This is a genomic window from Psychrobacter proteolyticus (assembly GCF_038155145.1).
Classification (GTDB): domain Bacteria; phylum Pseudomonadota; class Gammaproteobacteria; order Pseudomonadales; family Moraxellaceae; genus Psychrobacter; species Psychrobacter proteolyticus_B.
Map to the genome: position 1 here is coordinate 1 of NZ_JBAKAY010000043.1, position 250 is coordinate 250.

Below are 250 nucleotides of genomic sequence, written 5' to 3' on the forward strand. Positions count from 1 at the left end.
CAACGCTTTCACCACCTTCGCATGTGGCGTACGGCCATCGGCTTCGAGGATCAACCCGAAGCGATCAGCCTGGTCCTTGTGTCGTGCAAGCGCAGTCCCCAATGCTGACACGGTGAGCGAGGTGTCCCCGAGCGTGAAATCTCCCTTGGCGCCGATGGGCATGATCAGCGGCGCCTGCTCCACGGCGCTGGCCTGGCTGGATTGCGGCAGAATCAGGTCCAGGGCGCGTCGACTGTCAAACGTGGTCGAG

General features: G+C 63.2%; 1 protein-coding gene. It reads right to left on the minus strand.

Annotated features, from left to right (window positions below; genetic code table 11):
* A partial coding sequence (locus V6252_RS12940) for an ExbD/TolR family protein (RefSeq protein WP_341610723.1) occupies nt 1-250 on the minus strand: 250 nt, incomplete at both ends.